Genomic DNA, 25391 nt, shown 5'->3' with positions numbered 1-25391 from the left:
CATGATCAGGCGGTGATCCGGAACACGATCAGGGTCTGGTCGTCGCTGCCTATTTCGCCGCCCTGATATTCGAACAGCGCCGTTCGCAGGCTTACCAGGAGCAATCGGGGATCACTTGGACCAGCCGCCACCAGCGATTTCAGACGCTCGGTGCCAAAGGGTTCGCCGCGACCATTGCGGGCTTCGATGATGCCGTCCGTATAGAGCACGAGGATGTCTCCCAGGGCCAGCTCGAACTGGTGGTTGACCCACTCATGGTCGCGCAGCACACCGAGCGGAATCTGCGTCTCGGCACCATGCTCGATGACGGCGTTTCCCTGCCGATGCAAGATTGGCGGGTGTCCTGCCGAAACGTAGGTCGCGCGTCGAATATCGGGTCGGTAGAGCACGGCAACGGCAGTGAGGAAGTGGTGCCGAATGCGGCGCGAGAAAAAGTGGCGATTGGCATAGGTGAGCGCTCCGGCCGGCCCGGCTTCCTCGCTACCCTTGTAAGTGCGCATGATCGCGTCGAACTGGACGGCCTCCATCGCTGCCGCCGCTCCGTGTCCGGAGACATCGGCGAGAGTGACTACCCAGACGTCATGCTTGTCGCGCTGGAAATCCGCCGGTGCACGATGGGTCAGGTTGGCCATGTCGTAGTAGTCGCCCGCTGCCGTGTCGGCCGGTTGCCAGTGGATGGCGTAGCTGAGACCCAGAATCTTCGGGTCGTCGGGCAACAACTGCTTCTGCACATCGGCAAGGCCTTCGATGGCCTGGCGCTGGCGCGCGCTTTCATCGCGCAAGGCGCGAGTCGAAAGCGGGCGCACGAGCAGACTGGCGGCAAGATTCACTTCGATCAGCAGCTTGTCGAGGTCCACCAGCGCGAACTGTTCGGGATTGGCGCTGCCAAAAATCACCCAGTGCGCAACTTCGCCGTTGTTGACGGTCGGAATGCCGAGCAGGGTCGTGGCGCCGAACAGAGCTTGCGGGAACGGCAGGGTCTGTTCAGCGGCCGTGAGCTGGATTCTACGCGGGTTGATGTCGGCCAACAGACGGTTCGCAACGGCATCGTCGAACAGGGGCAGTTCGGCAGCCACGCCGAACGGGTCGGTGTTTGGCACATGTTCGCGCCCGTCGGGCGCAATCGAGCCGGCCAGACGGCATAGCCCGAAGGGCAGGCCGCGTACCAGCACAAGCGCCACCGAGCACTGATCAAGGGTGTGCGCGAAATGCGTGTGCAGCGAGCGCAGTGCCGCTGCCGAATCGTCGTCAAATCGGCTCAGCTCGCAAATTCTGTCCAGGATGCTTGTGTCGGGCACGGGGCTGTTCCGGAAATGGAAGCGGCATTCTGCCTGTGAGCCGGAAACGGTCCAAGAGAGTTTCGATCAGCCAGACCGCACGCCGGGCGAGTCGAGACTGCATCTGGCACAATATGCGGCTGCGCGATCGAGCCCAGATTCGGTCGCGGATCTTCCAACCACATCCAACGGAAACCCCTCATGTCCGGACACGACATTCGCTCGGCCGCCAGGCCCGAACCCGACCAGCCGATGGTCGATATCGCCAATTACGTCGCCGACTACGTGATTGATTCGACGGAAGCCTACGATACGGCTCGCAACATGCTGCTCGACTCGCTGGCGACCTCAATGCTGGCGATGAAATTTCCGGACTGCGTCAAGCACCTCGGCCCGATCGTGCCGGGCGCAGTACTCCCGGGCGGCGTCCGCGTTCCGGGAACCAGCCATGAGCTGGATCCGGTCCAGGCGGCATTCGCGATCGGCACGCAGATCCGCTGGCTCGATTTCAACGACACCTGGCTGGCGGCGGAATGGGGTCATCCCTCCGACAACCTCGGCGCGATCCTCGCCGTGGCCGACTATCTTTCACGCAAGGCCGAGCGCGAAGGCGGCAAGCCGATGAGCGTGCGTGACGTCCTGACCTGGGCCATCAAGGCGCATGAGATTCAGGGGTGCTATGCCTTGAAGAACAGTTTCAACCGGGTCGGGCTGGATCACGTGATCCTGGTCCGGTTGGCCTCCACGGCCGTTGCCACAGCCATGCTCGGCGGCAGCAAAGAGCAGATCATCAACGCGGTTTCGCACAGCTGGATCGACAACGGTGTCTTGCGCACCTACCGACATGCTCCGAATACCGGCCCGCGCAAGAGCTGGGCGGCCGGTGATGCCTGCCGCCGAGCGGTTATCCATGCCTTCAATGCGGTCGACAAGAACGTGGTCGGTTATCCGTCCGCACTGACCGCCAGGACCTGGGGTTTCTATGACATTGCCTTCAAGGGCAAGGCATTCGAGTTCGAACGGCCCTTTGGCAGCTATGTCATGGAAAACGTGCTGTTCAAGATCAGCTATCCAGCCGAGTTCCACGCGCAGACAGCCGTCGAATGCGCCATGCAGTTGCATCCGCAAGTGGGCCCGCGAATCGACGACATAGAGCGTATCGAGATCGAGACCCAGGAGGCAGGGGTCCGCATCATCGACAAGACCGGCCCATTGGCGAACTATGCAGACCGCGATCATTGCATCCAGTACATGGTGGCCGTGCCGCTGATATTCGGTCGGCTGATCGCCAGCGACTACAACGATGATGTTGCGGCCGACCCGAGAATCGATGCCATGCGCAGCAAGATGGAGGTCAGGGAGAACCCGCAATTCACCAGGGACTACTTCGATCCCGACAAGCGCTATATCGGCAATTCCTTGCAGGTATTCTTCAAGGATGGCTCGAGCACGCAGAAAGTTTCGATCGACTACCCGATCGGCCACCGCAAGCGGCGCGCGGAGGGTATTCCGGTCCTGCTGAAAAAGTTCGAAAATGCCATCGCTGCTCAGCTCCCGGAGCGCAATGTCGCTACAATTCTGGCCGCCAGCCGCGACCCGAAAGGCTTCGAAAACATGCCCATCAACCAGCTGCTGGACCTGTTTGCGATCAATTAGTTTTTGCCTTAACATGCCGTTCAGGGGCTTTTTCTGTGCAAGTACCTGAACGAAAAGGGATTTGCCAGAAATCCATCGAGCGGGGTCGATGTCAGACAAATTGTTAAAATCCTGTATTTCCGTGATTGATTCGTCGTAAGATACGCAGCAACAGGGTGTCTGCGTCCTGCTTCACACCGTGGCGTTCGAGTTGTGGTCTAACAAAAAGAGGAACTTGCAATGATGAAACACAAAGCCTTAAGCGCTCTGATCGCTGTGGCGTTGGTTGGTGGCGGTATCTCCACTGCGAGCGCGCAGGATGGAAGCTGGTACCTCGCTCCGCGCCTTGGCACAGATTTTCCGGACAGTGACCGTGGTACTGATTCCTCGCTGTACTCGGGTATCGGTATCGGCTGGTGGGTGAATCCGAATTACGCCGTTGATGTCGAATACGCAATCAACAATGCCGACTTCAAGGATGGTCCTACCGACTATCGTCGCGGTCGTCAGTGGGAAAGCGTGCAGCTGACCGTCACCGGTCGCTACTTCTTTGGTGATCAGGGTTCCGCATGGCGCCCGTACCTGCTTGGTGGATTCGGCTTCGTTCGTCATGCCGCATACTCCGGCACGGTTCAGGAGAGTGGCTGGGATCCGGCGCTGGTCGCGGGTGGTGGCGTGCAGTACAACTTCAATGACCGCATGGCTCTGCGCGGCGAAATCTTCGCCCGCTACGACAAGGACAACAACAGCCTGCGTGGCCAGGTCGACAACAACGGTATCGTTGCTGGCGACTACAACCACTTCGTGGACGGCATCGTCGCCGTCGGCCTGACCATCGGCTTCGGTGGTTCCGAGCCGCCGCCGCCGCCGCCGCCGCCGGCAGCTCCGCCGCCGCCGCCGCCGCCGCCGGCAGCTGAAGAGCCGGAAGAAGTCGCTGTCGTCATCGATCTGCGTGGCGTCAACTTCAAGTTTGACCGTCCGCGTTCGAACGAGTCCGACATCGGTCCGACCCTGCAGGAGCCGACGGCTGACTCGATCGCCATCCTGGATCAGGCCGTTGACGTTCTCAGCCGCAACCCGAGCGTCATGGTTGAGCTGGTCGGCAATACCGACTCGATCGGTAGCGAAGCCTACAATCAGGGCCTTTCGGAGCGCCGCGCACAGATCGTCAATGACTATCTGACCTCGCACGGTGTTGGTTCGAACCAGATCGTCGCAGTCCGCGGTGATGGCGAGAACAATCCGATCGACACCAATGACACCAAGGAAGGACGTGCGCGCAACCGCCGCACCGAGATCGTGGTGGGTGCCGAGTGGCAGCAGAAGTAATACCGACCTCGGTCGAGTAACAAGAGAAAGCCCGGCGAAAGCCGGGCTTTTTTTGTGCCGGAACTTTCCGAATTCGCAGGGCGGGTGCGAACTGGCAAGTAGCTCCTTCCGCAAACTGGCGCTCGCCCGGGTTGCGGCCTCGGGATATCTGCGAGGGAGAACGAAAGTCCGCTTCAGCTCCCGGGCGAAGTCTTGCGCGGCTTGCGCGGTCCCGGTGCGGAATGGATGCCGTGACGGGCATCGATGGCGTCGATCCATCCTGCTTGCGAGGCCGGAAACGCATCGGCATAGGGCACATAGGGCTTGATGTCGATGATGGGAGTGCCATCGAGCAGGTCGATGCCACTGACCCGCAGGATCCCCGTTTCGACGGCAAGCAGCCTGACTGCGGAAAGTCCGATGGCATTCGGCCGATGCGGTGAACGCGTCGCCAGGACGCTGCGTTTGCCGCCACCGCGAGGAGGGCGAACTTCTGCAGTCCAGCCCTCGCTGCGATGAAAGGCAAATAGAAGCCAGATTCGCTCGAATCCTTCGAGGTCACGATAGGCAGCGGCGGGCAGGTCGGCGACGAATTCGATCAGGGCTTCTTCCGTCTTTCCCGTTTCCGTGCCCTGCACGATCGTGGCTTGATGAGGTGCCTCGATCCGCTGCGAATACGGCGAGCGGACAAACGCTATCGCTTTCAGTATCGGCAACGTGGTTTCACGCATGATCCATGGATTCCTGTTGCCTGGCTGGACGCCGGCCTTTCGATTGAATGTCCCTGCCAGCCCGTTCGACAAGAGCTGGACCAGGGCTACGATTTGTCGCCAATCCGTCCTACCATGCTCGTCTTTCAGCAGGATCCCATGACCATGAGCCAGATTTCCGTACCCGTATCCTACGGCGAGTTGATCGACAAGATCACGATTCTCGAGATCAAGTCCGAGCGAATCGGCAATGCGGAAAAACTGGCCAATGTTCGCAGGGAGCTCGAGCTGCTCAACAGCACCTGGGCGGCCGATCCACTCGCGGCAACGGATATCAGCGTGGAGCGTTCCAAGCTGAAATCGGTCAACGAGGCGCTCTGGGACATCGAAGACCAGATTCGCGTGAAGGAAAAGGCCCGGTCATTCGACAAGGACTTCGTCGAGCTCGCGAGAGCAGTCTATTTCCGCAATGATGACCGTGCCGCCTACAAGCGCGAGATCAACGAAAAACTCGGTTCGACCCTGGTAGAGGAGAAATCCTACGAGAACTACCGGGATTGAATCGGTCGTCTGCAATCCCGGCTTGACCGGCAAAGACGAGCACCCGGATCACGCGCCAGGCACCAGGCCTGCGTCGCAAGGCGGGAAAATTTCGCCATGCTCCGGATTGATGCGAGCGGGCAGGATCAGGTCTTCCGGGATCAAAGCCTTGCGCTGGACCGCTCGGTGGCGCTGGCGCCGTCCATGCAGCGACGGCGACGCACGGCCCACAAGCCGAGCAGGATCATGCCGGAGAACAGCACCAGCAGGCTGACCGCCGATCTCGAAGGCAATTCCCTGACAGGCGCAGGAACCCCGACTGAGGGCGGCGCTGTGCCCTGGAAATGGCGGATCGCCCGATCAAGGGCTTCGGGACCTATCGCGGCTCCCATCAACCGGCCGGGAATGTCGTCGGCAGGCGGGTGGATACCGCCATAGATCCGGGACAGGCTGCATTCGTCGGCGGCATCCGCGTATTTGGCCCACTGCAAGGTGATATCGACGCTTGGGCCCTCTTCAAAGACGAGAAACTCGTTCTGCGGGGCCTCGAATTCCGCCAGCCCGCCGGGAAAGAATTCATCACCGGTAAATCCGGCCATCACGGTCGCCGCGGCCCTGCTGTAGGTACTGTGCCCGGAGACGTAGCCTGCGAACGGCGGCGTTACGAAGGTGGGGCGCTGATAGGGCCACCAGTTTTCCGCAAGAATCCAGCCAACACCTGCGGTGTCGGTGGCGGGATTGGCGATGTAGTCGGGTCCGCGCCAGGCAAATACGGCGATCTTGCCGAGATTGCTGTTGCCCGGCCCTGCCAGGTGCGCGTGCCGCTCGCCAGGGGCGATGGATTCGGGCGTCAGCAACTCGATTTCGCCCGGATACAGGTGAATGCCGTCGGGATTGTACGAAGGCAGATTGGGGTCTGTACTCTGACCGAGATCGGCCATGTAGCGAATTGCGGAGATCGGACGGATGAAGTCGTACCAGCCCTTTACACCCCAGGATGAAACGGCAACGTCGTGCATCGCGCCGCCGAGCGCCAGGTAAAGCTTGACGTCCCATTCCAGGTCGTCAAGAACCGGACCTTCGCCACCCAGGCGCTTGACAGTCAGTGGATGGTCGGAGACTCCGTTCGCAATCGTGAACCAATGTCCTGGCGGCGTCTCGGAAGCGGGGCCGTCAGCCCAGAATTCGGCAAGAACGCGATAGTAGTCGCCGGCAGGAACGATCTCCGGCACGTAGGGCAAGCCGGTTACCGGATTCAGCGCATACCCGTGACCATCGTTGGTGCCCAGCGTATTGTTGCCCCGGGAGGCGGGGCTGATGTCGATCGTGGTGCCAACGGTCGGGTCAAGCAGGCCGCTCCAGCGCACCACCTGCTCGAAGCTTGCCTGGTAGGCTGTGCCACTCGGACTGCCGATCTGTGGTGGCGGGCCGGGATCGTGGAACAGCCAGTAGTCGAATCCGTCCCGGGTGTGAATGGTCAGGTCCTGAGGGCCGAGGGAAAACGGCACGACCTGGCCCCACTCGGGGCTGAGAAATTCCGGAAAACCACCGGGAATGACATTGCCCCCCTGGTCAATGAAGAATTCGAGGGCCAAAGGCTGGTAGCGATTCGGGTCGATGATTTCCGGATTGCCGGGCAGGGGCGGAATAAGCGGCGGGTTGACCGAGGTGTAGTGCCGGTTCGCGTAACCGTTGGCCTCGTTGGCGCCATCGCTGAGTCCGAAGCTGATGTAGGCCGCTGCAATTCGATTGCCCAGTGCTGCGGGCGAATCGCCTGCAGTGCCCAGGTCGGCCGGGTCGTAGCCAAGAAGTTGCATCCGGGTGGTGAACGACGCCAGGCTGACGGCTGCGCCAGGGGAGTTGGCGAATCGCCAGCTGAGCAGGCGATAGGCGGCATGGGAAATAGCCTCTCGGCGCGCCGCCTGAATGTCGTCGGCAGTCAGTTTTTCGCGGACGAGCCATCCGTCGGCCACGCTGTCGTAAGCCGCCCACGCGTCCCACATGGCTGCGGAAACGTGAAACAGGTTGCGTGCATGCACGGTGGGTCTGGCCAGATCGTGACGAATGGCCTCAAGCAACTGCTCATTCCACTGGCGGGCGACGGATTGTTGGGCGACGGCCGCAGTGCTGCAAAGCAGGAAAGTGGCAGCGAGGACCAGGCCCGGCCAGAATTTTCTGTCGACCAGATTGAATGCCATTCCGAAATTCCCCTGAATTCGAGAGCGCATTTTATCATCCCGCCACCGCATCAAAGAAGGATCGGGTAGCGAACGGCCCGATCCAGCGAACCACGGGTTGGATGGAGCCGTGTCTTGCACGCTCAGGCTCGTCGTTCTCGAGTTCAACAGGAGCCAGGGGTGCCCGTTGCCAGGACAGGACGACGCTGCCAGCGGCCGTGTTCATGGCCTCGGGGTTTCGTTGACCCAGGCGTGTCGGGAGCACGAGTCATATGGACTAAGATGGAGCGCTGAAGCGTGGACGCAACGCGTTCAAGAGGCTGCTTCAGCCTTGCGCGGCGGGGAGGCTGCAGGTGCGGCGATCTCCAATGCTTCAACGCGTGCCAGCCGTTTATCGGAAGGGACAGGGATCCACCTTTGAAATGCACCATCGACACCTTTTCACTGCAGTGCTTTCCATCGCGTTCGCCTGTGCCTTGGTTTCAATTCCGAATGTTTCGACGGGACGATCCGCCATGCAGGAAACCGGCCTCATTGGCTCGAGTCGAGCGCAGCAAGCTGCATTGCGTGTGCGCCCGAAGCTCGATCGGGAACTGTCCGAGCTGGGCTTGCTATTCGGCGACCCTGTTTTCATGCGCATCTTCAAGCAGGAGAAACAGCTCGAACTCTGGGTCGAGAGTGACACGGGCAAATTCGTCCTTTTCCGAAGCTATCCGATTTGCGCGTATTCGGGCGGCCCCGGTCCGAAGCTTCGCCAGGGCGACAAGCAGGCACCTGAAGGCTTCTATAGCGTAGCTGCCGGACAACTGAACCCGAACAGTCGCTATCATCTGGCTTTCGATCTCGGCTATCCGAACACCTATGATCGATTGCATGGGCGAACGGGCGACTTCCTGATGGTGCATGGAAACTGCGTTTCGGTCGGCTGCTACGCGATGGGCGATGCAGGCATCGAGGAAATCTACTCGATGGCAGCGGCTGCTCTCGAAGGTGGCCAACGTGCCATCGAGGTGCATGCATTCCCGTTTCGCCTGGATGCGGAGCGGATCGAGGCTTGGCGAAACGCGCCGTGGTTTGAATTCTGGATGGAACTCAAGCCAGCCTACGATCTATTCGAGCAGACCCGAGTGCCTCCCGAAATCGGTGTGCGGGGTCGGCACTACAGCATAGGCAAGACATAATGACCGAATCCATGGGGATGACTTCCGAGCAGCTCGATGAACTGTGCGCCAACTGGCCCGGAGCGACCCGATCCATCAAGTGGGAAGTGGATCTTGTCTGGAGCGTTTCCGGCAAGATGTTTGCGATCATGTGCATGCTCGGTCCGGAGCGAGGCCGGCTCAGCTTCAAGGTGGGTCCGGATCGATTCCTCGAGATGACCGACAGGCCTGGAATAACGACGGCGCCCTACATGGCGCGGGCCTACTGGGTCAGCATCAACGAGCCCGGAGAATTCAGCGAAATCGAGTTGTCCAACCACGTGCGCCAGTCCTATGAGCTCGTGCGCGCCGGATTGCCGAGGAAGACCCAGCGTGCGCTCGGGGTCACACTGCCTTGAATTCAGCACCACGGAACAGGGCGCAAAGTGCCGCGGCTGATTGGTAGACTGCCGGCTGCAATCGATTACCTATCCGGGACAGCTCATGGCAGGCCAAGGCAATTCACTTCGAGCGATCTTCTTCGCACTGGGTGCCAATTTCTCCATCTTTGTCGCCAAGCTTGTGGCGGCACTGATCACGGGATCCGGCGCGATGCTGGCCGAGGCTGTTCATTCGCTGGCTGATTGCGGAAATCAGCTGCTCCTGCTGCTCGGAATCCGCCAGGCGAAGCGGCCGCCGAGCCCCGACTATCCTCTCGGCTATGGCAAGGCGGTCTATTTCTGGTCATTCCTCGTGGCGCTGATGCTGTTCAGTGTCGGGGGCATGTTTTCGCTCTACGAAGGCATTCACAAGCTCAGTTCGGACGAGCCCTTGAAGTCGCCATGGATAGCGGTTGGCGTGCTTGCGTTCGGCATCATCGTGGAGTCCATCTCCATGCGTGCCTGCATGATTGAAGTCAACAAGGCCCGCGGAAACCGTTCGTTGTGGCAATGGTTCCGGCAAAGCCGGCAGGCTGAGCTTGTGGTGATATTCGGCGAGGATCTGGCCGCCTTGCTCGGCCTCACCTTTGCGCTGTTCGCTGTCGGTCTTGCGATGTGGACCGGCAACCCGATCTGGGATGCGATCGGCACGCTGGCCATCGGTGCGCTGTTGATCATCGTTGCCGTATTCATCTCGATCGAGGTCAAGGCGATGCTGATCGGGCAGAGTGTCGATTCCACGATCAGGAGCGAGATGCGGGCATTCCTGGAACAACGTGCCGAGATTGCCGAGGTCTACAACCTGCTGACATTGCAGCTGGGCAACGACGTCATGGTGTCGGTCAAGGCACGAATGCAGGAGAGCGTGTCGGCGTTGGCAATGATCGGGGACATCAACAAGGTCGAACGGGAATTCCGCGCTCGCTTCCCCGCCGTGCGCTTCAGCTTCTTCGAGCCGGACAATTCGGATCACGAAGAGAAAAACCCGGAATAATCCGACCATCTCCCGACGCCGCGATCAGCACGCAGACAGGGGCGCGAAGGTGTTTCGCCTGATCAGACCTGGCTCAGTGGATTTGCGTTCCAACGCCAATGCCGATGCTGATCTGCGGCTGGCTATCGAGCATGAATCCCCAGGGCCAGATATTGACAGCCGTGGCTTGCACGACGGGAAAGAGATACTTCCGATCATTCGTCCGGGCTTGCCATAGTCCTGAAATCACGCCCTGTGCCGTGAGGTGGCGTCCAGGTGCGTAGTTCGGGGGTTCTGCAATTCCGGGCACGAGCAGCACGAAGCGTCCGACGCTGCCTGCTTCGGGAGCAGGTTGCTGCGCCCGGTTGAGTGGATAGGCGACGATTTCCACGCGTGTGCTGCTCTCGAGGTGCTCGATCGAGACGATGCGTCCACCCCAGAGGACCTCGGCGCCCTTGAATCGTTCCGCAGCCTGCTGCACGTCGACAGGGGTGATGGCGATCGTGTTTTCGAGATGCTGGAAAACCGGAGTGGCGCAGCCGGTCATGAGTGCGAGCAGTGCCGCCAGAGCCAGAACAGAACGTGCAACTCGCCGAGAACGCATGATTGCAATCCAGGGAAGGGATTCCATCGCCATTTTCCCCCAGTGACGTGCAGGGGTCACGCATCGCGTCGAGCGCGATTCCAGAAGGATCGGCGAGCGTCAGTCCTGCTTCAGCCACTCCACTCGGTGTTGTCCGAACCGGCTTTGCGACAACAGCTCCTGCAGGGCGGGCAGAAGTTCTTCCAGCTGACGATCGAATTTCCACGGCGGATTGATGAGGGCCATTCCGCATCCGTTGAGGCGCAAGGCGGAATTGTCCGGGTGCAACAACAACTCGGCGATCAGGACTTTGTCGAATGCGCTCCTGGCCAGCCAGCGATGGAAGGGCTGAACCTGCTGGCGCAACTTGATCGGATACCAGATGGCATATATTCCGCCTGGCCAGCGTTTCGAAGCATCGGCCAGTGCCTTCTCGATGATTCGAAATTCGTCGTCCTGAGCCTCGAAAGGCGGGTCGATCAAGACCAGCCCGCGCCGCTCCTTGAGTGGCAGCAGTGCATTCATGGCAGCATAGCCGTCGCGCTCATGTACGGAAAAGCGCGCATCCCCGCGGAAGACCGATTTCAGGGCCGAACACTCTTCAGGCTGGAGTTCACACAGGGTGCCACGGTCAATTTCCCGCATGAGCAGGCTGGCAATCAGTGGCGAGCCTGGATAGACGCTCAGCTCCTCGTGTCCGGCGTTGAGCGAACGAACAAGATTGACGTAGACATGGACCAGTGTCGGCGCCCTGGTTGCGCCGAGCAAGCGATGAATGCCGTTGGCCGATTCGCCGGTGCGCTTGGCTTCACTACCGTCGAGCTGGTAGCGGCCGCGCCCGGCATGCGTATCCATGAATCCGAACGGCGTCTGTTTCGCCTTCAGCGCCTCAACCAGCCCGACCAGGATCGAATGCTTGAAGACATCAGCAAAATTGCCGGCGTGGAAGGCGTGACGGTAGTTCATGGCAGTACTGATCCAGGCGAAACATCCGGGGCAGGCGGCTTGCACCCTCAACATACGCGCCCCGGGGCTCTGTCGGCAACAGCGTATAAAGCGACACAATTGGATGCCGGGAGGAACCGGCACAACAAGGGCTCCGGCGTCGCCCGGCTTGCGCCGCACGGGGCGTTACTTCTGGCCATGCTGTCCGGTCCGTGATGGCTGCTACGCTGGGTGCCTGTTTGCCTCGAGGGGATGGGCCCGTGAGAACGTTCTTCAAGTGGTTTTTTCGTCTGATCCTGGTGCTGGTTGTCGTACTTGCGCTGCTGTTCGTGCACGTCTGGTATTTCAAGCCCTACAAGATCGACTGGTTCTACGGTCGCGTATTCGGCCAGTTTGCGCTTCAGAGTCCCCAGATGCTCAGCAGCATGCGCATTCTGCCGCCCTGGGCGGACTTCTACAGCGGCAAGCTCGACGATGCGTCTGTCGCGCATGGCGACGAAATGTCGGCAATGATCAAAGCCGATCTCGACATGCTGCGACGCTATGACCGCGACTCGCTCGATGCCGAAGGCAAGCTGTCCTACGACGCACTGGAATTCTTTCTCGCCGATCAGGTCGAGGGTGACCGCTTCCGCTACAACGATTTCCCGGTCAACCAAATGTTCGGCGTGCAATCCAGCCTGCCCAACTTCATGGCGCAGACCCACCAGGTCAACAACGCATCCGATGCTGAAAACTACGTCAAGCGTCTGGATCAGTTTCCGAAGCACTTTTCCCAGGTGCTGGAGGGGCTGAAGCTGCGCGAGGAAAAGGGCGTGATTCCGCCAAAGTTCACGGTCGACAAGGTGCTGGACCAGATGAACGGCTTCATCGAAATGCCGGCCTCCGAAAACATGCTCTACACGAGCTTCGCGGAAAAGCTCGGCAAGCTCGATGCCGAAAAGATCGACCAGGCCGAGAAAGACAGCTTGCTGGCCTCGGTTGAGTCGTCCATCGAGACAAGTGTCTATCCCGCCTATCGGGAAATGATCGCCTACTTCACCGGATTGCAGGCCAAGGCGACCGAGAATCGTGGCGCATGGAGCCTGCCGGATGGCGACGCGTACTACGCCTGGGCCGTGCGCAGTCACACGACCACCGACATGACGCCGGAACAGGTGCATGAGCTCGGTCTTGCCGAGGTGGCCCGAATCAGCGCCGAAATGGATGCGATTCTGGTTGCGCAGGGGCTGGTCGAGGGAAGCGTGGGAGAACGCGTGCAACAACTGGCGCATCAGCCCGAGCAGATGTATCCGAATACGCCGGAGGGCAAGGCGGCCATGATCGCCGAATACCAGGCCATCCTCGACGATATCAACGACAACCTCGGCGACACGTTCAATCGACGGCCAAAACTCGGCGTCGAGGTCAAGCCGATCCCCGAATTCTCGGAAAAATCGGCACCCGGTGCGTACTACCAGAGTGGCGCCTTCGATGGCTCACGCCCCGGCGTGTTCTACGCCAACATGCGCGATCCTGGCGAAACTCCGAAGTTCGCCATGCGAACGCTGTCCTATCATGAAGGCATTCCCGGCCATCATTTCCAGATAACGATCGCGCAGGAGTTGCAGGGCGTACCCTTCTTCCGCCGCGTGCTGCCCTTCACGGCCTATTCCGAAGGCTGGGCACTCTATGCCGAACGACTGGCCTGGGAAATGGGCTTCGAGGACGATCCGCTCGACAACCTCGGTCGCCTGCGAGACGAAATGATGCGCGCGGTTCGTCTGGTCGTCGACAGTGGCATCCACTACAAGCGCTGGACACGCGAGCAGGCGATCCAGTACATGCTCGAAAACACCGGCATGGGCGAAGGTGACGTCACCGCCGAAATCGAGCGCTATTTCGTAGCTCCCGGCCAGGCGCTGGCTTACAAGGCCGGAATGATCAAGATTCTCGAACTGCGCGAGAAGGCCAAGCGCGAGCTCGGCGACAAGTTCTCGCTCAGCGCCTTCCACGACGAAGTGCTGACCCACGGCGCGCTTCCGCTTTCGCTGGTCGAACGCGTGATTGACGACTGGATCGAGAGGACCAGGGGCGGATGAGATCGATCGCGTTTCCGGGCTGACCACTGCCCGTTCCGGGTCGGTCGGAGCAGCTTGAGTCGTCCAGTGCACCGCACGGTGCGCTGGAGGACCTCGTGAATCCGGGTCTTGATCAGGCAGAAGCTCCGCGCCGAAGGTTACCGGCTCTGCCTGCGGCGTTCGTGGTCCGGTTTGCCGCGCGCAGCTCGCGCGAACGGGACGGGTTGCCATTCGCTTTCGCCCGGGTGTCATGCTGGAAGTGCGGGCCGCTGCCGTTCCGGCACCGACCTGCCTGGTGCAAGTCGGCGGCGCAGCAGCGAGTTGGGCGCGCGGAAAAGGGGCCGGCATCGAGTCCGGATCAGGCGGCCTGTTCGTCCTCGGTCAGCTTCAGGCGTCCACGCAGCGAGTTGGCCATCACCTCGGTGATGAGAACATCGACAAACTGTCCGGTCATGCGCGCATGGCCGGCGAAATTCACCTTGCGCATGTTCTCGGTACGCCCGGTAATCTCGTTCGGGTCTCGCCGACTGGGGCCCTCGACCAGTACGCGCTGGATCGTTCCGAGCATGGCTTCGTTGATTTTTCGCGCGTTTTCGTTGAGGACGGCCTGCAGTCGGGCCAGGCGTTCGCGTTTCACCGCATCCGGGGTTTCGTCTTCGAGATTTGCAGCCGGCGTGCCGGGACGTGAGGAAAAAATGAAACTGAAGCTCTGATCGAAGCCGACGTCGTCGATCAGCTTCATGGTCTTTTCGAAATCCGCATCGGTTTCGCCCGGAAAGCCTACGATGAAATCGGAGGAGACGCAGATGTCGGGTCGCACGGCGCGCAGTTTGCGGATGCGCTGCTTGTACTCGAGAGCGGTGTATCCGCGCTTCATGGCCGAGAGAATGCGATCCGAACCGGATTGCACCGGCAAATGCAGAAAATTGGCAAGCTCGGGAACGCTGGCATAGGCCTCGATCAGCGAATCGCTGAATTCCATCGGGTGCGAGGTCGTGAAACGGATTCGTCCGATGCCATCGACCTGCGCAACAGCCTGGATCAGCAAGCCGAGGTCGGCGATGCCTCCATCGAACATCGTGCCGCGGTAGGCATTGACATTTTGCCCGAGCAGGTTGATCTCGCGTACACCCTGCTCCGCAAGCATTGCCACTTCCGCGAGCACATCGTCGAACGGACGACTGATCTCCTCGCCGCGCGTATACGGCACGACACAGAAACTGCAGTATTTGGAACAGCCTTCCATGATGGAGACAAAGGCACTCGGGCCTTCCGCACGCGGTTCGGGCAGACGGTCGAATTTCTCGATCTCGGGGAAGCTGATATCGACCTGGGGCTTGCCGCTGCTGCGTCGGGCCTCGATCATCTCGGGCAGCCGGTGCAGGGTCTGTGGTCCGAACACCAGGTCTACGTGGGGCGCACGCTTGACGATGGCTTCACCTTCCTGGCTGGCGACGCAGCCGCCGACGCCGATGACGACGGACTCCTTGTGTTTCTTGAGGTCCTTCCAGCGCCCGAGCTGACTGAAAACCTTCTCCTGTGCCTTTTCGCGAATCGAGCAGGTATTGATCAGGATCACGTCGGCTTCGCCTTCGTCCTCGGTCAATTCGAGCCCGTGGGCGGCCCCGAGAATGTCGGCCATCTTGGTCGAGTCATACTCGTTCATCTGGCAACCGTGGGTCTTGATGTACAGCTTTCCGCTCATTGGATCTGGAGAATTCTCAGTAAACCCAGTAGTTTACGCACTGGACTTGATGCCCGCCAGCAGGATGGTGACGTGTTTCAGGGCAAATTTCGTTGGCCACCGCTATTCCGGTATCGGGCGGGTGGATGTGGTTGAATGGCGATCATGCGACAAATTTCGACAAATCAAGTGCTTGGCGTGATTGCCTCGATCATGTTGATGATCCCGGCGCTTGCGCATGCCGACACCTTGTACAAGTGCGAGGGGCCGGGTGGCAGCGTGGCCTATACCAACAAGAAGTCCTCGTTCACCGCGTGCAAGGCCATTGGCAGCTACGCGTCCGCCAAACCCGCGCCCAGGAGTGCGCAGGCAAGGCGTTCGGTCGACTACCAGGAAAAGCCCGACGTTCGCGCGACCGGGAGTGGGGTCAGCTCGACGGCGTTGCTGGTCGCTTCGGCGCCGAAACCCGACAAAGTGGCAGAAACCGCGACCGTGGAGGCCGAAACCAAACCGGTGGCCAGGGTAATGACCGGTGCCGGCACCTCGAAGCCGGCACCGAAAGTATTGCGCGGTGCCGTGTACCGGGTCGAGCGCAGCAGCGGAATCACCGAATACACCAATGTGCGGCCGAAGGACGGGCGTTTTGCGGTCTTGTTCACTTATATCGCGACCTGCGTGGCCTGCGACGTCAATTCGACCATCAATTTCTCCAGGACTGCGCTGAATCTCGAAGCGTTCAAGGAGGAGGTCGCATCGGCTTCGGCCGACTACGGTGTCGATGCGGCTCTGCTGCGTGCCGTGATCCACGCGGAATCCGCCTTCAATCCCATGGCCATCTCTGCCAAGGGCGCACAAGGGCTCATGCAGCTGATGCCCGGCACGGCCAATGACCTTGGCGTCGTCGATGCCTTCGATGTTTCCCAGAACATCCGTGGCGGCGCGCAATATCTGGCCATGATGCTGAAGAACTTCAACGGCGACGAGCGCCTCGCCACGGCGGCCTACAATGCCGGTCCGGGTGCAGTGCAGAAATATGCCGACGTACCGCCTTACGCAGAGACCCAGGTCTATGTCGAGCGTGTCGCCACCTTGCGCGATCGCTACAAGAAGGCGCTTTGAGCGAAACCCCGCAATCTGATATTCGGAATCCAACCTGCGTCGAGAGAGTCGTGGAGGCGGATCGCAGATGCGAATCGTAGGGACGGGTTTCAGACCCGCCCGCTTCTCGCCTGTGCTCGAAATTCCAAACAGAGGGTGGGTCTGAGACCCACCCCTACGGGAGCATCACGACGCGTGTCTGCGTGCAATTGAGTCAGATGCCTGCCACGTAGTTGGCCGGACGCTGCATCAGGGTCAGTTCAACCGAAAACGGTATGCCGTTGCGGAGCACGTCGAGGCGAACGACCTTGCCAGGCGGCAGGGTCGCCTCATGGCTGCGCAGGAACGCCTGATTGACGATGTCCTCGCCATCGATGCCCATCAGCACGTCGCCATTGCGTACACCGGCTTTGTCGGCGGGTCCTCCAGGCAGCACTTCCAGCACGACCACACCGCGTTGCGGCGCCGAGGCTCCCGGATCGGCCTGGCTGGTCATCGCGGGATCCGCGTACTCGGCGCCGATCCAGCCGCGGATGACCATGCCATGGCTGATAATCTGGTCAAGAACGACCTTTGCCGTTGCCACCGGGATTGCGAAGCCGATGCCCTCGGCGTTCTGTGCCCCGGTCGAGGATCGACCGTCGCCACCCGAATTGCGATACACCGCGGTGTTTATGCCAACCAGTTCGCCCAGTGCGTTGACCAGGGCGCCACCGGAGTTGCCGAAATTGATCGCGGCATCGGTCTGGATGAATTCCTCGTAGGCGGACAGGCGCAACTGGCGGCTGGTTGCGCTGACGATGCCCATGGTGACGGTCTTGCCGACACCAAACGGGTTGCCGATGGCGAGCACGACGTCACCCACGTTGACATCGCCGCGGTCGGCCACTGCGATGGTCGGGAGGTTGTCGGCGTCGATCTTGAGCACGGCCAGGTCGGTATCCGCGTCGGCACCGATCAGGCTTGCCTGGGCGACGCGGCCGTCGAACAGCATCACCTGGATGTCGTCGGCGCCGCTGATCACGTGATTGTTGGTCAGGACATAGCCATCCGCGCTGAAGATGACCCCGGAGCCGAGGCTTTGCTCCTGCTTCTTGTAGGACGGGCCGGCTGCAATGGCCCCGAACAGACGCTTGGTCACTGGATCGGGGACGATCCGATACTGGCGAACCGTGGTCATCTTGTTGGCGTAGATGTTCACCACGGCCGGTGCGGCCCGGGTCACGGCATCGGCATAGGACACCGGACCCTCGGAATAGCGCCCTGCGACTGGCGCGGGCGCAGCATCGGGTTGAGCGGGCGCCGAACCACGAAGGCGGTCGACCAGATTCGGTGCGAAAAGAGTCAGGACAAACGCAATCGCAAGCCCGAGCACGGCAAAGCGCAGAATGAAGGACAGGGTTCGGGCAGTGGCGCGTTGCATGGTAATCGGGCCTCGGCGGCGTCTGTTGGAGGCGGCGAAAGCAGCCTGGCTGGAACCAGAGATTGGCTGTCAGCCCTACATGGAAGCACTTTCGGTGCCTTTCGATCAATCGCGCCAGTGCCGATGGTCCGATCTGCAAGGGCCTGCGCTGGCAGGACAAGGGGTGCAGACCACTGGACATCGTGTCGCGCAGCCATTGATTGTGCGCTTCGGGGTGCTTCGTTAAACTAGCGGGATTGTGCGGCAGGCCCGCTTCAAATTCTGTTTCCTTTCCGTTTTTCAGCAAGCATCTCGTGGAGTGCCGGATGGCAAATGACGGCGTCGACAAGGGCCGCCGCAGATTCCTGACCGCAACGACAGCAGTCGTCGGCGGCGTTGGAGTTGCGGTTGCGGCCATACCTTTCATCAAATCCTGGCAGCCAAGTGCACGGGCGAAGACGGCTGGTGCACCGGTGGAAGCCGACATCAGCAAGCTCGAAGTCGGCCAGATGGTCATGTACGAATGGCGCGGGCAGCCGATCTGGATCATTCGCCGCACCCAGGAGCAGCTTGACGTGCTGCCCTCGCTGGATCCGCGGCTCAAGGACCCGAAGTCGGAGAACGGCGACCAGCAGCCTGCGTTCGCGCAGAATGAATACCGTTCGCTCAAGCCCGAGACTCTCGTCATCGTCGGCCTGTGCACGCATCTCGGCTGTGCTCCCAAGCTGTATCCGGAATTGACGCCCGAACCTTTCGATGCGGACTGGAAGGGCGGTTTCTTCTGCCCCTGCCACAAGTCGCGTTTCGACATGGCCGGCCGCGTTTTCGATGGCGTGCCGGCGCCGACCAACCTGGTCGTTCCGCCCTACTACTATGTTGATGACAACCACATCATGATCGGCATCAGCGAGGGGGCAGCCTAATGGCCAATCGACTGACCCAGGCAGCATCCGGCGTGCAGGACTGGTTCAACGACCGTGCTCCGTCGTTCCTGCCGTTCTATCGCAAGCACATGACGGAGTACTACGCTCCGAAAAACTTCAATATCTGGTACATCTTCGGCGTGTTGTCGATGGTGGTGCTGGTCAACCAGATCGTCACCGGCATCTTCCTCACGATGTTTTTCAAGCCGAGCGCGGCGGAAGCCTTCGCCTCGGTCGAATACATCATGCGCGACGTCGAGTGGGGCTGGCTGATCCGCTACATGCACTCGACCGGTGCATCCGCGTTCTTCGTGGTCGTCTACATCCACATGTTCCGCGGCGTCATGTACGGCTCGTACAAGAAGCCACGCGAACTGGTCTGGCTGCTTGGCATGCTGATCTATCTGGTTCTCATGGCCGAGGCCTTCATGGGTTACGTGCTGCCCTGGGGCCAGATGTCGTTCTGGGGTGCCAAGGTGATCATTTCGCTGTTCGGGGCGATCCCCTACGTCGGCGACATCCTCACCGAATGGATCATGGGTGACTACCTGCCATCCGATGCCACCCTGAACCGCTTCTTTGCCCTGCATGTCATCGCCCTGCCGCTGGTCCTGCTGCTGCTGGTCGTGCTGCATGTCTTCGCCCTGCACGAAGTCGGATCGAACAACCCGGATGGCGTCGAGATCAAGAAGGGCCCGAAGGGCAACCGCTGGTCTGCCAACGCACCGGCCGATGGTGTTCCGTTCCATCCGTATTTCACGGTCAAGGATCTTTTCTACACGGGCTGTTTCCTGCTGATCTGCGCCTTCATCATTTTCTTTGCGCCGACCTTTGGCGGCCTGTTCCTCGAGCACGACAATTTCATCGAGGCCAACCGCCTGGTCACGCCGGAGCACATCAAGCCGACCTGGTACTACACGCCGTTCTACGCGATGTTGCGCGTGGTACCGAACAAGCTGGCCGGTGTGCTGACGATGTTTGGTGCGATCGCGATCCTGTTCCTGCTGCCCTGGCTGGATCGGGGCAAGGTCAAATCCTGGCGCTACCGCGGCACCGGGTTCCGCGTGGGTCTGTTCGTGCTTGCCATCTGCTTTGTCTGGCTCGGCAAGATCGGAGCAGGCCCCGGAACCGATCCGGTCGAGACCATCATCGGTCGCGTGCTGACGGTTTCGTACTTCGGCTTCTTCATATTCCTCTGGGTCTATACCGCGTTCGGCTTCGAGAAGACCAAGCCGGTCCCGGAACGGGTGACCAGCCATGACTGAGGCAATCATGCGCACGACACGAAATCTGCTGGGCTCGATCGTCATTGGCATGATGCTGATCGGCGCGCCTGCGGCGATGGCCTCATCGGCTGAAGGCCTCGCCCCGGCCAACAACAGCCTGTCCGATATCGGTTCACTGCAGAACGGTGCAAAGCTTTATTTCAACTACTGTTCCGGTTGTCACTCGCTGAACCTGATGCGCTTCTCGCGTATCGCCGAAGACCTGAAGCTCACCGAAGACCAGGTCATGCAGAACTTCAATTTCAGCGGGGTCAATTTCGGCGAGCGGGTTCCGGCAAAGATGAATCCGGCCGACGGGAAGCAGTGGTTTGGCGCGGCTCCGCCGGATCTTTCGCTGATGGCGCGGGCCAAGGGTGTGGATTACATCTACAACTATCTGAAGTCGTTCTATCTTGATCCGAGTCGGCCGCTGGGCTGGAACAACACCGTGTTCCCGAATGCCTCGATGCCGAATCCGCTGTGGGAGCTTCAGGGACTGCAGACGGCGAGCTTCGCCCCTGCGCACGGCGATCAACCCGCTCACTTCGAGAAGTTCGAGCTGCATCAGGCTGGCAGCATGAGCAGCGAGGAATTCAACAAGGTCGCTCGGGACATCACCAATTTCCTCGAGTACACGGCCGAACCGGCCGCTTTGAAGCGCACGTCGGTGGGCATCTGGGTGTTGTTGTTCCTGACCCTGTTCACGCTGCTGGCGTATTTCCTCAAGCAGGAATACTGGAAAGACGTGCACTGAGGATCCGGCCCGGAGTTGCGCATTCCGGGCGCCCGGTCAGTCGCCGTCTGCCTTTTCCTGCCGCCCGGGCCCGAGAACGGTCCGGGCGGGGGCTCGAGTTCGGCAAGCTGCCGCGGGATCTCTCCGGACTCCTGCAGCCTGACTCGCCAATGCCGTTTGACGGTCGCTGCCAGAGCCTGTCCGCATGAGCAGGGCAGGTTGTGAATTCCCCTTTGATATCAGTTGCTTGAATCGATATTTCGGGCTTGCCCCGAGGCCGATCTATGCGCTTTCGTTGCAGCGTAGTAGAGTGTCCCGAATCGAGCATTACCGGGTATAGCCCGGTTTTCATGGTCAAGCGGGTGTCCCACCCGCCAGGGGAGGTGTTCCGACATGGCCTTGAGTCAGCGTTCGCGGGCAGTGCTAACTCTGTTTTCCGCACGGGATTGCGTGCATTGCCACCGGGTGCGCCTGGTGCTGTCGGCCAAGGGAGTCAGCTACGACCATGTCGTCGTCGATCTGGACAACCCGCCTGAGGATCTGATCGAGCTGAATCCGTACAACTCGGTGCCTACCCTGGTCGACCGCGACCTGGTCCTGTACGACACCAGCGTTATCTGTGAATACCTGGACGAGCGCTATCCGCATCCGCCGCTGATGCCGGTGGACCCGCTTTCCAGAGCCCGGCTTCGCCTGGCCATGGTGCGCCTCGAGAATGACTGGCTAACCCTGGTCGACGAAATCGAGGAGAACGGCAAGGGTGCAGATGCCGCGCGCAAGGCACTCCGCGACGAATTGGCCAGCAATGCGGGCGCATTCAAGGCGTCCAAGTTCTTCCTGAGCCCCGAGATCAGCCTGGCCGATTGCGCTTTCGCGCCACTGATCTGGCGCTTTCACTCGCTGGGGGTCAATCTGCCGCGCGATGCCCAGCCGATCATCGACTACGGCGAACGAATCTTTCGAAGTCAGGTATTTACCCGCAGCATGACGCCCGAAGAGCGTGCACTGCGACCATGAGGTTTTCCGGTGACAGAAACAGCAATGAGTTCGAATCGGCCCTATTTGTTGCGGGCGATTCACGACTGGATCAATGACAACGGCCTGACCCCCTACCTGCTCGTCGAGGCCAACGCCCCGGGCGTGCGAGTACCCCCGGCCTCGATCAAGGACGGTCGCGTCGTTCTCAGCGTCGCGGCGCGCGCGGTTGCCCACCTCGAGATCGGTCTGGACATGGTCAGTTTCATGGCCCGATTCGGTGGAGTCAGCCACTCGATCGAGGTGCCGGTTTCAGCCGTGCTGGCCATCTATGCACAGGAAAATGGCCAGGGAATGATGTTCGCCGCCGAGGATTCCCCGCAACCCGAACCTCCTGCGCCTGAGGAGCCGCCGGCCCGGCCTCGCCTGCGCGTAGTCAAGTAGGCTTGTCTCCCTCGTTTCACTCGGTCGACCGAAATGGGGACTGGGGAGTGGGGAGTGGGTAGAAGCAGGAGCTGTGCACGCTTGCCTTCAATCCTGAAGGGTTTGCCAGTCCGGTCAGGTGGGTTCGCGCTGGGGCAGGGCGAAGTTGATGACTCTTCTGCCGCTCATGCTGATGCTGCCGCGATGCCGATCAGTGCCGTCGAAACTGACGTCGAATCGATACTTGCGGCTGAACACGAGCCGTCCGTTGACGCGTTCCAGCCAGATTCGTTGCAGGACGACGCTCTGGTCAAGCAATTGCAGGCCCGCCTCCTCGCAGAGCTGCAGACTGCGCCGACCGGCCAGTTCTCGCGCACTCAGGGCATCAAGCCAGAGAGCGACAACGACGCCGGCCATGAGCAGCAGGAGCAGGGTTCCATTCATGCCGCCGAGTTTGCTGGCGATACAGCCCCCGGGCAAGTGATTTCCATGGCACTCGGGCTGCAGGAAAGGGGCCCGATTTCCGTATCGGCGGGTCGATCGGAGCCCACGCTGGCTTGCGGTCCAAAGGCAATCTGGCCACAGAGTAGCGGTCTGTCGTCCACGATTGGTTACAATCGCTGGCGAAAGGTAGGGGAGCTGCCGTGATTGCACTAGATATTCCAGGTTACGTGATCCGGCGCGAGGTGGGCGTCGGAGGAATGGCCAGTGTCTATTTGGCCTTGCAGACTTCGCTCGACCGCGAAGTGGCGCTCAAGGTGATGTCGCCGACATTGGCCGCCGATCCCACTTTCTCCAAGCGCTTCATGCAGGAAGCGCGAATGCTGGCCTCGCTGGCACACCCGAACATCGTCCAGGTATACGACGTCGGCGTCACCCAGGCGCAGCTGAACTACTTTTCCATGCAGTATCTTTCCGGCGGAGATTTCGCCCAGCGCGTGCGCATGGGACTCACCGAGAAGGACCTGGTTCGAGTTCTCGAAGGAGTCGCCAATGCGCTGGGCTATGCGCATCAGCGAGGCTATGTGCATCGGGATGTGGCTCCGGGAAACATTCTTTTCGACGTCAATGACACGCCGCTGCTGACCGACTTCGGAATCGCGCGAGCGTTCAGCCAGGCGGCACGCATTACCAGCGCTGGCATTTCAATCGGAACCAGCCACTACATGAGCCCGGAGCAGGCTCGTGGCAGCGACGTGGACGAACGCTCGGACCTGTACGGCCTCGGTGTTCTGACCTGGTTCGGTTTGACCGGCAAGCCGCCCTATGAAGGGGCCGACGGTTTTGCGGTCTCGTATGCGCACGTCTTCGAGCCGATCCCCCGTTTGCCCGAGTCGCAGGCCCATTGGCAGGGCCTCATCGACAAGGCCCTGGCCAAGGACCCTGCCGAGCGCTATCAGAACGCCGAGGAATTCATCGCTGCGCTGAATGCGATCCAGCCGCGTGCCGGCACAGCGGCGTCGACCGGTGCCGAGGCGCCCACCCGGGTCATCCAGCGTGAAGCCCTGACCTCCGCGCTGGCTGCCGATGAGGCACCTACCCGAATCGGCGTGTTGCCAACCATGGAGGAGTCGCTCGCCAAGGCGGCCGCCCCCGAGGCTGTCGAAAGGGCTTCCGCGCGGTCCTGGTTGCCCTGGGCGTTGGCGGCTGTCGGCGTGTTGCTGATCGGTTCCGCGGGCTACGCGTTGTTCTCCTTGCGTTCCCAGGATTCGACTTCGACAACGACGGCCTCGGCCGGCACGGGTTCGGGCACCAACGACAGGCCGCCGGCCCAGATCCCGCCAGCGGACGCGAAATTCCCGCCTCCTGCAGGAAGCGGTCCGGAATCGCCGGAGAATTCCGGCACGGACCTGGCGGACTCCGACTCGACGTTTGCGATCGATGAACTCGACATGGCCTCGCTGCCCACGGTCAAGGACCCTGTCGTTGAATTGAACCGGCTGGGGAAAATCGATCTGGCCGCACAACGACTGACCAATCCACCGCGAACGAATGCGTTCGAGCGATTCACGCTGGCGTTGAGAATCAACCCTGAGTCGACGGCTGCGAAGGAGGGCATAGTCGCCACGGCACAGGCTTACCTGGTTCTCGCAGATGCTTCCTGGGCAGAAGGAAACATCGAGGAGTTCAACGGGTTCATCGACAAGGCCGTCGAAGTCGCTGGTTCGATACCGGAAGGTGCGGAAGCGGCAGCCGCGGCAAAGGCACGCAGGCAGACGGAAGTCGACAAGTTCCTGGAATCTGCAAACAGTGCGGTCAAGGCGATGGACGCGACCGCGGCGCGATCGGCGTTCGAAAAGGTGATTCAACTGGATCCGGGCAACAAGACCGCTCGCGACGGCCTGAAAGCGGTCGACAGGATCGGCAAACCGGGATTCGTTTTCAGTGACCCGATGGGAAGCCGGGCCGGCCCCGAGTTGGTGATCATCACCAGCAGTCTCGCTTTCGCCCGCAGGGAAACCACAAGAGGCGAATTCTCAGCATGGTGGCGAGCGGGCGGACAACGCCAGTTCGCTGGCAAGGAGCCCAGTTGTCGTGATCGGGAGTCAATCTTCCGCTCTTCACGCAAACGCGGATGGCAGAATCCCGGAATCAGCCAGGACGACAGCCATCCCGTTGTCTGCGTCAGTTTTGACCAGGCCCAGGCGTACGCGGCCTGGATCAGTGAGCAAACCGGCAAGCGCTACAGGCTGCCGACGCCTGCTGAGTGGGACCAGGTGGCGCGCAGCGCACCTGCGGGATCCTGCAAGACCGCCAATCTGGCCGATGAGGCATACAAGCGGGCCTACGATTCGCGTAGCGGCTCCGATTGCAGCGATGGATTCGCAGACACAGCGCCGGTGGGCCGCTTCCCGGCCACGGCGGGGGTTTTCGATATCGACGGCAATGTGCGCGAGTGGGTGTCTGCCTGCGGCAAGACGGCGGTTTTGACCGCCGGATGCCGCGAGCATGGATTGCGAGGACGTGGCTGGCTTTCGTCGACCGAAAAGGATGGCATGATGGAGAGTGACAGTTATGCAGAAGACGTCGCGCTGAATAGTCTTGGCTTTCGTCTGGTTCGCGAAATTGACAAATAGTCCGTAGCCACAGCGCACGGAGGG

23 protein-coding genes are annotated in these 25391 nt (G+C 60.8%); 14 read left to right on the top strand and 9 right to left on the bottom strand.

Annotated features, from left to right (window positions below; genetic code table 11):
- Window positions 1–5: 5 nt before the first annotated feature.
- Window positions 6–1298, bottom strand: a complete 1293-nt coding sequence (locus tag R3F00_RS08760) for a PP2C family protein-serine/threonine phosphatase (protein WP_371281404.1) — start codon at window positions 1296–1298, stop codon at window positions 6–8.
- 180 nt (window positions 1299–1478) lie between these two features.
- Between R3F00_RS08760 and R3F00_RS08755 the strand changes: the two genes are divergently transcribed.
- Entirely contained in the window at window positions 1479–2933 is a 1455-nt protein-coding gene (locus tag R3F00_RS08755) for a bifunctional 2-methylcitrate dehydratase/aconitate hydratase (RefSeq protein WP_371281403.1), read from the top strand.
- 222 nt (window positions 2934–3155) lie between these two features.
- On the top strand, window positions 3156–4241 hold the full coding sequence (locus tag R3F00_RS08750; RefSeq protein ID WP_371281402.1) for an OmpA family protein: 1086 nt from the start codon (window positions 3156–3158) through the stop codon (window positions 4239–4241).
- A gap of 173 nt (window positions 4242–4414) precedes the next feature.
- Here R3F00_RS08750 and tsaA read toward each other — a convergent pair whose 3' ends face one another.
- Window positions 4415–4951, bottom strand: coding sequence for a tRNA (N6-threonylcarbamoyladenosine(37)-N6)-methyltransferase TrmO (gene tsaA, locus R3F00_RS08745; protein WP_371281401.1), 537 nt, complete (start codon window positions 4949–4951; stop codon window positions 4415–4417).
- Window positions 4952–5095: 144 nt separating this feature from the next.
- On the opposite strand from tsaA, the gene R3F00_RS08740 reads away from it, so the two are divergent.
- Window positions 5096–5491, top strand: a complete 396-nt coding sequence (locus tag R3F00_RS08740) for a DUF6165 family protein (RefSeq protein WP_371281400.1) — start codon at window positions 5096–5098, stop codon at window positions 5489–5491.
- A 140-nt stretch (window positions 5492–5631) separates the two neighbouring features.
- Here the strand turns inward: R3F00_RS08740 and R3F00_RS08735 are convergent, their stop codons facing one another.
- Window positions 5632–7668: a vanadium-dependent haloperoxidase gene (locus R3F00_RS08735; protein WP_371281399.1), complete on the bottom strand. Its 2037-nt coding sequence runs from the start codon at window positions 7666–7668 to the stop codon at window positions 5632–5634.
- A 34-nt stretch (window positions 7669–7702) separates the two neighbouring features.
- Entirely contained in the window at window positions 7703–7873 is a 171-nt protein-coding gene (locus R3F00_RS08730) for a hypothetical protein (protein ID WP_371281398.1), read from the bottom strand.
- Between the two features lie 289 nt (window positions 7874–8162).
- Between R3F00_RS08730 and R3F00_RS08725 the strand changes: the two genes are divergently transcribed.
- The 3 genes from R3F00_RS08725 to R3F00_RS08715 all read left to right on the top strand — a co-directional run bounded on the left by R3F00_RS08725 (window position 8163) and on the right by R3F00_RS08715 (window position 10220).
- A complete protein-coding gene (locus R3F00_RS08725; protein ID WP_371281397.1) occupies window positions 8163–8828 on the top strand; it encodes a murein L,D-transpeptidase family protein in 666 nt (221 codons plus the stop codon).
- Window positions 8828–9205 carry an MmcQ/YjbR family DNA-binding protein gene (locus R3F00_RS08720; RefSeq protein ID WP_371281396.1) on the top strand — a complete coding sequence of 126 codons (378 nt, stop codon included), beginning with the start codon at window positions 8828–8830 and terminating at the stop codon, window positions 9203–9205. Before R3F00_RS08725 ends, R3F00_RS08720 begins: the two co-directional genes overlap by 1 nt.
- A gap of 85 nt (window positions 9206–9290) precedes the next feature.
- Window positions 9291–10220 (top strand): cation diffusion facilitator family transporter, encoded by a 930-nt coding sequence (locus R3F00_RS08715; RefSeq protein ID WP_371281395.1) that lies wholly within the window; start codon window positions 9291–9293, stop codon window positions 10218–10220.
- Window positions 10221–10293: 73 nt separating this feature from the next.
- Here R3F00_RS08715 and R3F00_RS08710 read toward each other — a convergent pair whose 3' ends face one another.
- Complete coding sequence (locus R3F00_RS08710) at window positions 10294–10803, bottom strand: Slp family lipoprotein (RefSeq protein WP_371281394.1); 510 nt, start codon at window positions 10801–10803, stop codon at window positions 10294–10296.
- Between the two features lie 99 nt (window positions 10804–10902).
- Window positions 10903–11748 carry a 23S rRNA (adenine(2030)-N(6))-methyltransferase RlmJ gene (locus R3F00_RS08705; RefSeq protein ID WP_371281393.1) on the bottom strand — a complete coding sequence of 282 codons (846 nt, stop codon included), beginning with the start codon at window positions 11746–11748 and terminating at the stop codon, window positions 10903–10905.
- 239 nt (window positions 11749–11987) lie between these two features.
- Between R3F00_RS08705 and R3F00_RS08700 the strand changes: the two genes are divergently transcribed.
- On the top strand, window positions 11988–13808 hold the full coding sequence (locus R3F00_RS08700) for a DUF885 family protein (RefSeq protein ID WP_371281392.1): 1821 nt from the start codon (window positions 11988–11990) through the stop codon (window positions 13806–13808).
- A gap of 337 nt (window positions 13809–14145) precedes the next feature.
- On the opposite strand, the gene miaB is transcribed toward R3F00_RS08700, so the two are convergent.
- Window positions 14146–15492 (bottom strand): tRNA (N6-isopentenyl adenosine(37)-C2)-methylthiotransferase MiaB, encoded by a 1347-nt coding sequence (gene miaB, locus R3F00_RS08695; protein WP_371281391.1) that lies wholly within the window; start codon window positions 15490–15492, stop codon window positions 14146–14148.
- Between the two features lie 144 nt (window positions 15493–15636).
- On the opposite strand from miaB, the gene R3F00_RS08690 reads away from it, so the two are divergent.
- Window positions 15637–16590: a lytic transglycosylase domain-containing protein gene (locus tag R3F00_RS08690; RefSeq protein WP_371281390.1), complete on the top strand. Its 954-nt coding sequence runs from the start codon at window positions 15637–15639 to the stop codon at window positions 16588–16590.
- 193 nt (window positions 16591–16783) lie between these two features.
- Here the strand turns inward: R3F00_RS08690 and R3F00_RS08685 are convergent, their stop codons facing one another.
- On the bottom strand, window positions 16784–17992 hold the full coding sequence (locus tag R3F00_RS08685; RefSeq protein ID WP_371281389.1) for a S1C family serine protease: 1209 nt from the start codon (window positions 17990–17992) through the stop codon (window positions 16784–16786).
- A 305-nt stretch (window positions 17993–18297) separates the two neighbouring features.
- On the opposite strand from R3F00_RS08685, the gene petA reads away from it, so the two are divergent.
- From petA to R3F00_RS08660, 5 genes are all read left to right on the top strand, one after another.
- Entirely contained in the window at window positions 18298–18894 is a 597-nt protein-coding gene (gene petA, locus R3F00_RS08680; protein WP_371281388.1) for a ubiquinol-cytochrome c reductase iron-sulfur subunit, read from the top strand.
- Window positions 18894–20159: a cytochrome bc complex cytochrome b subunit gene (locus R3F00_RS08675; protein ID WP_371281387.1), complete on the top strand. Its 1266-nt coding sequence runs from the start codon at window positions 18894–18896 to the stop codon at window positions 20157–20159. Before petA ends, R3F00_RS08675 begins: the two co-directional genes overlap by 1 nt.
- Window positions 20152–20913: a cytochrome c1 gene (locus R3F00_RS08670; protein WP_371281386.1), complete on the top strand. Its 762-nt coding sequence runs from the start codon at window positions 20152–20154 to the stop codon at window positions 20911–20913. Before R3F00_RS08675 ends, R3F00_RS08670 begins: the two co-directional genes overlap by 8 nt.
- A 372-nt stretch (window positions 20914–21285) precedes the next feature.
- Window positions 21286–21909 carry a glutathione S-transferase N-terminal domain-containing protein gene (locus R3F00_RS08665; protein ID WP_371281385.1) on the top strand — a complete coding sequence of 208 codons (624 nt, stop codon included), beginning with the start codon at window positions 21286–21288 and terminating at the stop codon, window positions 21907–21909.
- Window positions 21910–21933: 24 nt separating this feature from the next.
- Window positions 21934–22311 carry a ClpXP protease specificity-enhancing factor gene (locus R3F00_RS08660; protein WP_371281384.1) on the top strand — a complete coding sequence of 126 codons (378 nt, stop codon included), beginning with the start codon at window positions 21934–21936 and terminating at the stop codon, window positions 22309–22311.
- A 114-nt stretch (window positions 22312–22425) separates the two neighbouring features.
- Here the strand turns inward: R3F00_RS08660 and R3F00_RS08655 are convergent, their stop codons facing one another.
- Complete coding sequence (locus R3F00_RS08655) at window positions 22426–22770, bottom strand: DUF3301 domain-containing protein (protein ID WP_371281383.1); 345 nt, start codon at window positions 22768–22770, stop codon at window positions 22426–22428.
- 164 nt (window positions 22771–22934) lie between these two features.
- Here R3F00_RS08655 and R3F00_RS08650 point away from each other — a divergent pair, with 164 nt between their 5' ends.
- Complete coding sequence (locus tag R3F00_RS08650) at window positions 22935–25367, top strand: protein kinase (RefSeq protein ID WP_371281382.1); 2433 nt, start codon at window positions 22935–22937, stop codon at window positions 25365–25367.
- The last annotated feature ends 24 nt before the right edge of the window (window positions 25368–25391 follow it).

This window comes from Dokdonella sp., assembly GCF_041395345.1.
Lineage (GTDB): Bacteria > Pseudomonadota > Gammaproteobacteria > Xanthomonadales > Rhodanobacteraceae > Dokdonella.
Note: the sequence above shows the minus strand (reverse complement) of the source record. Positions and strands in the feature narration are given on the sequence as shown.

Excerpts from the sequence above, each read along its gene's own strand:
- R3F00_RS08755 (WP_371281403.1), top strand. The coding sequence starts at position 1,479 with ATGTCCGGACACGACATTCGCTCGGCCGCCAGGCCCGAACCCGACCAG.
- R3F00_RS08750 (WP_371281402.1), top strand. The coding sequence starts at position 3,156 with ATGAAACACAAAGCCTTAAGCGCTCTGATCGCTGTGGCGTTGGTTGGT.
- tsaA (WP_371281401.1), bottom strand. The coding sequence starts at position 4,951 with ATGCGTGAAACCACGTTGCCGATACTGAAAGCGATAGCGTTTGTCCGC.
- R3F00_RS08740 (WP_371281400.1), top strand. The coding sequence starts at position 5,096 with ATGAGCCAGATTTCCGTACCCGTATCCTACGGCGAGTTGATCGACAAG.
- R3F00_RS08735 (WP_371281399.1), bottom strand. The coding sequence starts at position 7,668 with ATGGCATTCAATCTGGTCGACAGAAAATTCTGGCCGGGCCTGGTCCTC.
- R3F00_RS08730 (WP_371281398.1), bottom strand. The coding sequence starts at position 7,873 with ATGAACACGGCCGCTGGCAGCGTCGTCCTGTCCTGGCAACGGGCACCC.
- R3F00_RS08725 (WP_371281397.1), top strand. The coding sequence starts at position 8,163 with ATGCAGGAAACCGGCCTCATTGGCTCGAGTCGAGCGCAGCAAGCTGCA.
- R3F00_RS08720 (WP_371281396.1), top strand. The coding sequence starts at position 8,828 with ATGACCGAATCCATGGGGATGACTTCCGAGCAGCTCGATGAACTGTGC.
- R3F00_RS08715 (WP_371281395.1), top strand. The coding sequence starts at position 9,291 with ATGGCAGGCCAAGGCAATTCACTTCGAGCGATCTTCTTCGCACTGGGT.
- R3F00_RS08710 (WP_371281394.1), bottom strand. The coding sequence starts at position 10,803 with ATGCGTTCTCGGCGAGTTGCACGTTCTGTTCTGGCTCTGGCGGCACTG.
- R3F00_RS08705 (WP_371281393.1), bottom strand. The coding sequence starts at position 11,748 with ATGAACTACCGTCACGCCTTCCACGCCGGCAATTTTGCTGATGTCTTC.
- miaB (WP_371281391.1), bottom strand. The coding sequence starts at position 15,492 with ATGAGCGGAAAGCTGTACATCAAGACCCACGGTTGCCAGATGAACGAG.
- R3F00_RS08690 (WP_371281390.1), top strand. The coding sequence starts at position 15,637 with ATGCGACAAATTTCGACAAATCAAGTGCTTGGCGTGATTGCCTCGATC.
- R3F00_RS08685 (WP_371281389.1), bottom strand. The coding sequence starts at position 17,992 with ATGCAACGCGCCACTGCCCGAACCCTGTCCTTCATTCTGCGCTTTGCC.
- petA (WP_371281388.1), top strand. The coding sequence starts at position 18,298 with ATGGCAAATGACGGCGTCGACAAGGGCCGCCGCAGATTCCTGACCGCA.
- R3F00_RS08675 (WP_371281387.1), top strand. The coding sequence starts at position 18,894 with ATGGCCAATCGACTGACCCAGGCAGCATCCGGCGTGCAGGACTGGTTC.
- R3F00_RS08670 (WP_371281386.1), top strand. The coding sequence starts at position 20,152 with ATGACTGAGGCAATCATGCGCACGACACGAAATCTGCTGGGCTCGATC.
- R3F00_RS08665 (WP_371281385.1), top strand. The coding sequence starts at position 21,286 with ATGGCCTTGAGTCAGCGTTCGCGGGCAGTGCTAACTCTGTTTTCCGCA.
- R3F00_RS08660 (WP_371281384.1), top strand. The coding sequence starts at position 21,934 with ATGAGTTCGAATCGGCCCTATTTGTTGCGGGCGATTCACGACTGGATC.